Origin of the sequence: Bacillus sp. RHFS10 (assembly GCF_016757475.1) — a bacterium.
Classification (GTDB): Bacteria; Bacillota; Bacilli; order Bacillales; family Bacillaceae; genus Bacillus; species Bacillus subtilis_G.
In genome coordinates this window covers 913,693-924,528 of sequence record NZ_JAESPO010000001.1, presented here as the reverse complement: position 1 = coordinate 924,528, position 10,836 = coordinate 913,693, and the positions used below count along the sequence as shown (strand labels likewise).

At 46.7% G+C, this 10,836-nt stretch carries 1 protein-coding gene; it reads right to left on the bottom strand.

The window, feature by feature from the left end; genetic code table 11:
- Window positions 1–2: 2 nt before the first annotated feature.
- Window positions 3–10,829, bottom strand: coding sequence for a non-ribosomal peptide synthetase (locus JMN17_RS04790; protein WP_202327577.1), 10,827 nt, complete (start codon window positions 10,827–10,829; stop codon window positions 3–5).
- Between the last annotated feature and the right edge of the window lie 7 nt (window positions 10,830–10,836).

Genomic DNA, 10,836 nt, shown 5'->3' with positions numbered 1-10,836 from the left:
CATTAGTGAAAACTGAGCATATCAGCAATCTCTTGCAGCGCGTCCTCGGTCAGTTCTTGATCATCAAAATCACTGATGGTCTTTTCTGTTTCGCTTTTGTTCTGGCAGTGTTCGATCAGCTGTAATAAAAATTGACGGCATGTTTCGCTAAGCTGTTCGATGGTTTTGCGCTCAAAGCGGGCATTGTCATAAGTCATATTGACAGTCATTTTTCCTTCTGCAGCGATTGCGCTGATATCCAGCGACTGTTCACGGTTCCATGTTGTGCTGATATCATCCCCGGCACCAAGCGGAGAGAATGAGAAGGCGTCCTCCTCAGGTGCTTCAGCTGGGTTGCCGCTTTCAAATTGCCCCAAATAATTGAAGTTGATTTCTGGCGCGCCTGTGAAATTGATGTCTTTTTTGTCAGGCGGCGTCAAATATTTGATGACACCGTAGCCGAATCCTTTGTCCGGTACACGTCTCAGTGTATCTTTTGTTGTTTTTAGCACATGAACCATGCCTTCTTCCGAATCTGGCAAGTCTGCGTTTAGTTTAATCAATAACGGATAAATGGCGGTAAACCATCCAACCGTACGGCTCACATCAATCCCGTCTAATACATCCTCTCGCCCGTGGCTTTCTAATGATAGTTTGAAGGCGGATTGATTGGTCCAATGGCGCAGCGCGAGAATGACAGAAGCGAGAAGCAAATCCTGAGTATCTGTGTTGTATGCGCTGTTGGCATCTTTTAAAAGCGCAGCTGTCTCTTTATCGTTTAATGTAAACGAAATGGTGGATCGTTTTCTCTCGTTTGCTATGGGCCCGTCGATTTGATCAAAAGGCAGTGCATCTGTTTGATATTCTTCGGTTTCGCGCCAATACTTGAGCTGTTTTATAAGCTGCTGGCTTTCTGCATAGCCAGAAAGCTTTTTCGCGTACGCTTTAAACGAGCTTGTTTTAGGCGGCAGTTTGATATCCTCCCCGCCAGCAGCTTGGCGATACCCTAAAGACAAATCTTCAAGCAGAACCCGCCATGAGATGCCGTCAACGACGAAGTGATGAGCCGATAAAAATAAGAAATCACCGTCAGTTGTGCGGAAAAGACCGGCTTGCAGCAGCGGACCATTCTTCAAATCCATTTTCTGCTGAATATCACGTACATAATGTTTGATAATAGGCTCATACGCTCTATTTCCGTTAGTGTCTTCTGGAGCTGATAAATCAATCATCTGAAGGCCATACAGTGCATCGTCCGAATGACTGATCGGCCGATTATATTGATTCCAATATCCTTGTTCATTCTGTGAAAATACCATCCGCAGCGCATCATGATGACTTGTTATTGCTTTTAACGTTTTGCGCAGTGCGTCTTCTTGTATAGAGGTGCTTCGATGCAGCATTACGGACTGATTAAAATGGTGTTTTTCTTTTATATCTTGAGCAAGAAACCATTTCTGAACAGGCGACCAAGTGATCTCGCCCTCGACCGGGCCTTGGTCAATGACGCGCACAGCTTTTCGAACCCGAGCGGACAATTCACCAAGAGTCTGATGTTCAAACATCTCACGTACTGTCGTTTCGAATCCGCGTTGCTTCAGTCTGGAACAAACTTGCAGCGCTTTAATAGAATCTCCGCCAAGTTCAAAGAAATTGGCGCTTATGCCCAGCTCATTCACATCAAGAAGCTCCTCCCAAATATCAGCCATTACCTTTTCAATCTCATTTCTTGGGCTGATATCATCAGCAGGATAAGCGTGTTTTTCGGGTTCAGGCAGGGCTTTCTGATCGAGCTTTCCATTAACAGTCAGCGGGATGCTGTCAATCTGTATCAAACGGGCGGGCAGCATAAAGTCAGGCAGCATGGTTTTTAGAGAAGCACGAATATTTGATGTATTCGCGGCCTGTTGATCTGTTGTCACCATGTATGCATAAACAGCTGTTTGTCCTTGCTCATCTTTTCTTGTAATGACAGCCGCCTCTTTAATAATCGGATGCTGAAGAAGAGCCGCTTGGATTTCGCCTAACTCAATACGGTGCCCTCTGACTTTAACCTGATCATCAATACGGCCTACATATTCCAACTCGCCATTTGACAGGCGTTTTGCAAGGTCTCCTGTTCGGTATAATCTGTCCCCCGGGAGATACGGATTGGGTACAAAACGGTCAGCGGTCAGCTCAACTCTGTTAAGATATCCCCGTGCCACGCCTTCACCGCCTATATAAAGCTCCCCTGGAACTCCGATCGGCTGCAGATTCATATGAGCATCCATCACATAAGCCTGCAGAGTTGAAAGAGGCCGTCCGATATTGCTTCTATTTGCGGCAATATCATCTGCGGACAATTTTTTGACTGTTACATGCACTGTTGTTTCTGTAATACCGTACATATTGATTAGTTCAGTATGAGGATATTTATCATTCCAGCTTTGAAGCATGCCGGGCTGTAAAGCTTCGCCGCCAAAAATGACGTATCGGATGTTTAATCGATCCGAATGGTTTTGATCTTCATGCATCAGGCCGTAAAAAGCTGTCGGGGTCTGATTGAGTACAGTGACGCGTTCTTTCTTTAACAATAATCGGAATGCCTGAGGGTCACGGGCTGTTTCCTTAGAGACCACAACTAGTGTACTTCCGTTCAATAACGCACCAAACATTTCCCATACAGAGAAATCAAAGCAATATGAATGAAAGAACGTCCAGACGTCTTCATGGCCAAATTCAAAAGGCAGATTTTGATGCTTTAAGAGACTGATCACATTGCGGTGCTCGACCATTACCCCTTTTGGGCGGCCCGTCGTTCCGGATGTATAAATGATATAGGCTAAATGATGAGCAGACGATACTTGCGGCAGCGGTGATTGGTCGTATGTCTCCGCGTTTTCGACGGTCAAGATCTCTCCTTCAAAATCATCATCAGCTCTCCAATCCGCTTCATTTACTGTCATCAGCAGTTTCGTTCCGCTATCGCTGAGAATATAGCGTTTCCGTTCCGATGGGTATTCAGGATCAATGGGAACGTAACAGCCGCCTGCTTTCCACACACCAAGTATGGCTGCTACCATGCTGAACGAACGAGGCATCATGATGCCTACTGATGTGTCCGGTTTAACACCTCTGCTGCGCAATGTGTGTGCGATTCCATTGGACCACTCGTCAAGCTCCTGATATGTGAGTGTTTTGTCTCCGATGACAAGTGCAGAGGCTTTTGGTGTTCGTGCAGCTTGCTGCTCAAACAATTGACTGATTGTTTGTTCTTCGTATTGATTTGCTTTCCTGATGTTAAACTCATTGAGCAGCTGGTTTCGCTCTTCTTGGGTCAGGATGTCGATACGGTTGAGTGTCACCTCTGGATTTTTTCCGATGATGCGAAGTACATTTGTCAAATGAGATGCCCAGCGTTCCATGGTGGTTTTCTCAAACAGTGCGGTTGAATATTCAAAAAGAAAATGTATGTTCCCGTCACCCTCAGATGCTTGTAGTGTCAAATCGAATTTAGAAACGAGATGAGAAACGTCTGCCGGCTTCATTTGCAAATCATGCAGATGCAATGACTCGTAATCATTATTTTGGACAACTAACATGGCATCAAATAGCGGGTTTCTGCTCATATCCCGCGTCACTCCAAGCTTATCGACAAGCTCTTCGAACGGATAATCCTGATGCTCATAGGCTTCCAATGCAGTGGCGCGCACTTCCTGCAAATACTGGACAAACGGCTTCCCGCCCTCCGGGTGTGCCCGAAGCGCCAGCGTGTTCACGAACATACCGAGTATCGGCTCAAGATCCTTGTGCGGACGGCCGGCAATTGGCGAGCCGACGATGATCTCTTCCTGTCCGCTTAAGCGTGATAATAACACTGTGTAAGCCGCAAGGAGCACCATGTACAATGTGCTTCCATTCTCCTGTGCCAGCTTATAAAGGCCTGATGCGGTTTCTTGATCAAGCGTAAAGGAGACCTTGTCACCCGTGAAGCTTCGCACCGGCGGGCGGGTATGATCAGCCGGGAGATCCAGCACCGGCAGCTCGCCCTCGAGCTGCTTCAGCCAGTACGCCTCCTGCGTCTGGTACGCGTCCCCTTTTTTAAACCCTTCTTGCCATACGGCGTAGTCTTTGTATTGAATGTGAAGCGCCGGGAGTTTCCGGTTGTTGTAAAGCGCCCCGAATTCCCGAATCAGAATGTTGACGGAAACACCGTCTGAAATCATGTGATGCATATCAACCAGCAACAGGTGCCGCTCATCTGATACCTGTACGATTTGGGCACGGAACAGCGGCGCTTGGCTGAGGTCAAACGGCTGGATAAACGCGGCTGCGGCTTCTTGTTCGGTTTGTTCGCCGAGGACTGCTGTTTGTAATGCAAACGGCACTTCGTCATGGATGCGCTGCACCGGCTCGCCGCCTTCGTCCTGTTCAAAGGATGTCCGAAGCGACTCGTGGCGCTTGATCAGCTCTTGGAAAGCCCTGTCAAGCCTTTCGGGGTCAAGCTTCCCTTCCAGTTCTAATACAGCCGGCATATTGTAGCCGGTCCCTCCGTCCTCCAGCTGCTGAAGGACATAAATCCGCTTTTGAGCAGAGGAAACCGGATAGGTATCACGCTGTTCCGCCGGTTTCATCGCTTCATATGGACTGTCCGTTCCTTCACGGATAACGGAAGCCAGCCCTTCCACCGTCGGATGGGTAAACACATCTTTCAGCGGCACCTGAACATCGAATTCTTTGGCGATCCGGGACACAAGAGCGGTGGCTTTTAAGGAATGTCCTCCACGGTCAAAGAAGTTGTCGTGAATCCCGACAGGGCCGTTTTTCAGTACGTCCTCCCACAGCTGGGCAAGCTTCATCTCGGTCACATTTCTCGGCGCCGTATATGTCTCCGCATCTGCAGCTCCGCAAGGAGCTGGCAGGGCGTTTCGGTCCAGCTTTCCGCTCGGCGTAACCGGCCACTGTTCCATCTCTATCATATGGGCTGGGATCATGTAGCCCGGCAGCAGTCTCTCAAGCTGCGCCCTCACTTCGTTTCTCCGAAGCCCTTCTATATAAGCGCATAATTCCGGCTCGCCGCTGTCTGTCCGTACGGTCACGGCTGCCTCCCTTATGCCTTCTATGCTTCTAAGCGCCGCTTCAATTTCTCCGGGCTCAATCCGGTAGCCTCTGATTTTGACTTGATCATCCAACCGGCCGAGGAATTCAACATGTCCATCAGGGAGCCAGCGCGCCACATCCCCTGTTTTGTACATGCGTTCACCCGGGTAAAACGGATCCTCAAGAAAACGATCCTCCGTTAATGCCGGCCGATTCAAATAGCCCCTGGCAACACCGGCTCCTGCAATGTACAGTTCGCCGATACATCCGGCAGGCAGCATCCGCTGCTTTTGATTGAGGATATACAATCTGACATGATGAACAGGTTTTCCAATTGGAATCCGTTCAAGTTTTTCATACAGCGGACAATCAAAGAATGAAGCTTCTACAGTTGCCTCCGTTGGTCCGTAGGAATTGGTTAATGCAACATTTGGAAGCAACTCGCAAAATCGGGAGACGAGATGGGTTCCCAGCTGCTCTCCCCCGGAAAACACCCGATTGAGTTCCTTTGTCTTAATTGGTACAGGGCGATATTTGATATGTTCTAAAAATGCATGAAGCATTGAAGGCACAAAATGCATAGCTGTGATCTTTTGTTCTTCTATAGCCTGCGCGATCACTTCAGGTTCTTTTTCGCCTCCCTGAGGAAGCAGATAAACAGAAGCACCGGCATAAGGCCACCAAAACAGTTCCCATATTGAAGCGTCAAATGAATAAGATGTTTTATGCATAATCACATCTGATTGGTTCAGTTGATAACGGGACTGAAGGGAATTCAAAAAATTCACCGCTGATCGATGTTCAACTTCAACACCCTTAGGCCTCCCGGTAGAGCCGGATGTATAGATGACATATGCTAAAGATTGCGGGAGAACGTCCGCATTCGGATTGGACAAACGATGTTTCAGCCCGCTATTTGTCTGATTGAGATAGACAATCTCCCCTGCAAATGCTGGAACACGCAGGCCGGCAGACTGAAGCAGGAGAATGTTTGTACCACTGTCCTCCAGCAGAAAGCTGATTCGTTCTTCCGGATAATCCGGGTCAATGGGCAGATAAGCGCCGCCAGCTTTAAGAATGCCATAAATGCCAATCAGCATTTCAGGCGAACGCCTTCCCATAATGGCAACTATTGTTTCAGATTTCACTCCTCGTTCGATCAGCTCCCAGGCGATACGGTTAGCCTGTTCATTCAATTCTTTGTAGGTCATCGCTCCATCTTCAAAAACAACAGCCGTCTGATCAGGCGTTTTTGCTGCCTGCATTTCGAGTGCATAGTGGAGCGTTTGATTCATCGGATAGCCCGTCCCCTGAACCGGATGGCACGCTTCAATGAACTCTCTCTCTTCTTCTATTGTTAAGATTGGAATGTTGTCCAATTCTATTTCAGGACTGACAGCTGTTTGTTCCACAAGGGTGGTGAAAAGGCCGGCCCACCTTTGGATGGTCGCTTTTTCAAACAAAGCTGTACTGTATTCAAACTGACACAAAAGTTCGGCATCGTGTTCTGTTACATACAGGGAAATATCAAATTTCGATATTGGATGATGCAAGTCGCTCCATTGAAGCTCTACATCTTTCATTTTCAGCTTTTGCTGTTCCATATTTTGAAGGACCAGCGTTGTGTCAAACAATGGATTCCGGCTCATTTCCCGCTGTACGCCGAGTTTATCCACAAGCTCTTCAAACGGATAATCCTGATGCTCATACGCTTCCAGTGCCGTCTGTCTGACTTCTTTCAGAAATTCTTCAAATGTCTTATTGCCGTCCGGGCGTGTCCGGAGAGCCAATGTATTAACGAACATCCCAAGAACAGCTTCAAGGTCGGCGTGGGGCCGTCCGGCGATAGGTGAACCAATCACGATATCATCCTGACCGCTTAACCTTGATAAAAAAGCTGAATACAAAGCGAGCAGTGTCATGTAAAGTGTGCTGCTGTTTTTATGGGCGAGCCGTTTTATCCGGGACGTGAGCTCTTTATCCATTTGAAAGGTTACTTTTCCGCCTGCGAATTGCCGTTCTGCCGGTCGGCGTTTATCTGTCGGAAGCTCTAGTACAGGAAGGTCCCCGCTAAACTGCTGTCGCCAGTAAATCTCCTGCTTTTGATACGAGTCCCCCTTTTTAAATTGCTGCTGCCAAACGGCGTAATCTTTATACTGGATCCGCAACGGCTTAAGCTGGCGATTTGCATAAAGATCGGTGAACTCTCGGATTAGGAGCTGAACGGATACGCCATCTGAAATGATATGGTGCATATCCACCAGCAATACATGCTTCTCGTTCGCCACCTTTATAAGGCCCGCTCTAAATAATGGCGCCTGGCTGAGATCAAAGGGACGGACAAATTCCTCGATAGCTGTCTCTGTACTTAATGTAAACGGCACTTCGGTATGGATACGCTGAACCGGCTCGCCCTCTGCCCCGGATACAAAGGAAGTTCGAAGAGGCTCATGCCGTCTGATTAGTTCTTTACATACAGCCGACATTTTAGCGACATCCAATGCCCCTTCCAGTTCTAAGACCGCAGGCATATTGTAGGCGACACCCTCATCAAGCTGCTGAAGCACATATATCCGTTTTTGAGCTGAAGACACAGGATATGTCTCTCTTTCTTCTGCTGGTTCAATTGCTGCATACTGATTTTCCTCTGCACCTCGAATGATTGAAGCCAATTCTTCTACAGTCGGATGGGCAAAGATGTCCTTAAGCGGAACTTGCACATGAAACTCCTTAGCAATCCTCGACATAAGCACTGTTGCTTTTAACGAATGGCCGCCATGGTCAAAAAAGTTGTCTTGGACGCCTATATGACCATTTTTCAGCACATCTTCAAATATTTGCGAAAGCTTTGCCTCTAACAGATTACGAGGGGCAGTATATGGAATCCCGCTGATTGAATCATCTGATTCAGGAAGTGCTGATTGATCTACTTTTCCGTTTGGGGTAAGAGGTATGTTGTCAACCCATACCCATTTCACCGGGATCATGTATTCTGGGAGCTCACTAGCCATATAGCGGCGTAAATCTATTGCATCCAGCTTTTGTACACTGCAATAGTAAGCGCATAATTCATGTTCACCGCTTCGGTCTTGCCTGATGAGAATGGCGGCTTCCTTAATGTCCGGGTGGTTCATCAATGTGACTTCGATTTCTTGCGGCTCGATTCGATAGCCTCTGATTTTCACTTGATTGTCTGCCCGTCCGATATATTCGATGTTGCCGTCTTCAAGCCGTCTGGCCAAATCACCTGTACGGTACATGATCGCACCAGGCCTGAATGGGTCAGATGAAAATTTGTCGCGTGTCAGTTTCTCGTGATTGACATAACCTCTGGCAACACTTGCACCGGAAATATAGAGTTCACCAGGTACGCCGCAGGGCTGCAGCTGTTTTTGATGATTCAAAATATATAGATCAGTACAGCCTATCGGTTTACCGACTGGCGGAAACTCAGGAATACGGTCCCCCGGATGAATGGTATACGTAGATACCACATGAGTTTCTGAAGGTCCGTAATGATTGTGCAGATGCAGGCCGCGCTCACGCAATACGTCCTGAAAAAGCTCTGAAATGATTAATTGTTCTCCGGCTGCAATCAGATGTTTCACGCCATAAGGAAACGAGTTCGCAAATTGCGGTTCGCTGAAGATCATTTTGATAAAAGCAGTTGGGAGAAACACAATATTTGTCTGGTGCTTGTTTATAAATGCAAACAGCTGCGGCACATCTCTTTTTATGGCTTCTGGCACGATGTGCAGTGTGCCGCCTTTCAGAAGCGCAGAAAATATTTCTTGATAGCAGACGTCGAAGGAAGGTGTCGCAAATTGCAGAACATCTGCTTCAAAGTCAATGCCGGAGTGAGTATATTCGAACTTCAGCAAGTTAGCCATGTTTCGATGTTCAAATTGAACACCCTTTGGTTTACCTGTTGTGCCTGATGTGTAAATCATATACAGAAGATCGTCCGCATTGTTGACTGACTGTAGGTTACTGCCGTCTTCTTGGCTTTCGATATCTTCTGCATGAGTGATAAAGTAATTGTTTTCAAGCGATGAGGAAAGATGCGCTTGTGAAACAACATGCGAACAGCCGCAGTCATTTAGAATATAATGGATTCTGTCAGCCGGATAATACGGATCAATCGGAACAATGGCACCGCCTGCCTTTAAGATTCCAAGAACACCGGTGATAATCGCCGCAGAGCGTTCCATCATGATCGCAACAGGCTCCTGTCTCGCAACACCTTTCATTCGCAATTGCCGTGCTAATCTGTTAGCCGATTTGTTCAGTTCTCTGTATGTTAACGAGCAGGCTTGATCAATTACAGCATAAGCGTCCGGTGTCTTTTCCGCTTGTGCTTCAAACATAGCATGGATGGTTTCGTAAACTGGTGCATGATCTGCGATTTTTCCAATCATCTGCTGCTTTTCATGGTCTGTTGTAATATCAATTTCTGAGGGTGGAAGATTCGGATTATTTAAGATTTGTGATACGGCATTCAGAAGATGCCCCTTGACAGAAAGCACAAAAGACCGATCATACTGCTCAGCATCATAGCTCATTTTGATATGGATTTCTTCACCTGGCGCCACCATAAGATAAAAGCTGTAGTTGGTTTCATCTGCCACAGTGAAGTTATGAATCTGAAAAAGATCAGAAGCATGTTCCTGTTTATTCAGCATCTGAATCTCTTGCTGAACCGGATAGTTTTCAAATACGAGAATATGATCAATTAACCCTTGCTTAACCGCTGAACGGGCTTGAATTTCATATAAAGGGTGGTAGCTGTATGCTTCAGCGGCAAGACGGTCTTTTTGCATATCTTTTATGAGCTGTAGAAATGGCGTTTTTTCTCCCTGCACCCGAACCGGTATCGTGTTAATGAAAAGGCCTACCATCTGTTCAATGCCTTCGATTTCGGCGGGCCTTCCTGACATGACAGAACCGAATACGGCGTCATCGTTATTATTATATTTTTGAAGCAGAATGCCCCAAATGGTATGGAAAATTGTACTAAGTGTTACTTCTTCTCTTGCGGCAAGCTCCGAAAGCCTGCTGCTTTCTCCCTTAGAGAATGAAAACGCAACGTGTTCCTGCCTGCTTCTCCCCTTTGTTTTTTTCTGCTTCGGGAGCATGGTTTGCTGTTCATGGCCGGAAAGATAATGTTCCCAATATGAAACTGCCTGTTCTTTGTCTTGCTCCATCAGCCATTTAATATACGTTCCGTATGGCTGGACCGGCTCCAATGAGATAGGGGAGCCATATACATAAGATGCGTAAATATGGAGAAATTCTTTTAGCACAATGCTAAGACACCAGCCATCCATCATGATGTGATGAAAGGTCCAAATACAAGTGTATTGGCCCTCTCCTGTTTGAATCAGAGTAATGCGCATGAGCATATCTTTTTGCAACTGAAACCCTTGAGCCCGGTCCTCTTCTTTCAATTGCTTGATAAACTGTGACTGCTTCTCTTCATTTAAATGCGTAATGTCTTTTTCCTGTACGATGACATTCCGTTCTCTCAGGACAACCTGCTGGGGAGATGAAACATTTTGACTGATAAAAATCGTTCTGAAAATATCGTGTCTGGCTACAAGAGCATTGATGCTGTTTTGAAAACACTGCGGGTTGACTGCCCCTTCTATTGTAAAAGAAGCTTGCTCGACATATGCTTGTGAATCTTTTTGCAGGAGGGAATGGAAAAGCATCCCTTCCTGCATGTAAGACAGCGGATAAATATCCTGAATTGAATTCGCTTTTGTCATGTTCATG